At 68.3% G+C, this 546-nt stretch carries 1 protein-coding gene; it reads left to right on the forward strand.

The features are described 5' to 3' along the window. The coding region (locus MB824_RS09450) for a hypothetical protein (protein WP_238748253.1) at positions 1-433 on the forward strand (433 nt) is incomplete at its 5' end. Between the last annotated feature and the right edge of the window lie 113 nt (positions 434-546).

Raw genomic sequence — 546 nt, forward strand, 5'->3', positions numbered from 1 at the left:
CCTGCCGTCCGCCGACGAAGCCTTCGGCCTGCTCACCGAAGGCTGGGACAACGAAGACCTGACCGTCGTCGTTCCCGCCATCGCCCAGCTGGCCGCCGGCAGCGGCGCCTATGCACTGTACCGCAACGGCGACAAAACCGGCGCCCGCATGGCCTTTCGCAGCGCCTACGAGCGGCTGGCCGCCGACACCGTGCGCGCCGACTGGACGGTCAGCGCCGGCAACGACCGCGCCCAACTTACCGCCGCCGTGATGGCCGCCGTGAAAGACGGCAAGCTCACCCAAGAAGCCGCCGCCGGCCACCTGCCCAGCGAAGCCGTCGAAGAGCGCCTGCTGCTCGAACGCCGCCCCCTGAGCTTGGAAGACAAGCAGCGCGGCGCCCGCCATACCGCCGCCCTGCTGGCAAAACTTGCCGGAAAGATTGCCCATGTCTGACTGCCTGCACTGCCGCAAAGGCAGCCTGAAAGCCGCCGCCACCGACGGCCTTGCCGGCTTTATCAAATGCTTTGCCCAAACCGGCTACTACGGCAACCGCCAAAGCCCCTGCG

The sequence above is a fragment of the Kingella pumchi genome, assembly GCF_022288825.1.
GTDB lineage: Bacteria > Pseudomonadota > Gammaproteobacteria > Burkholderiales > Neisseriaceae > Kingella_D > Kingella_D pumchi.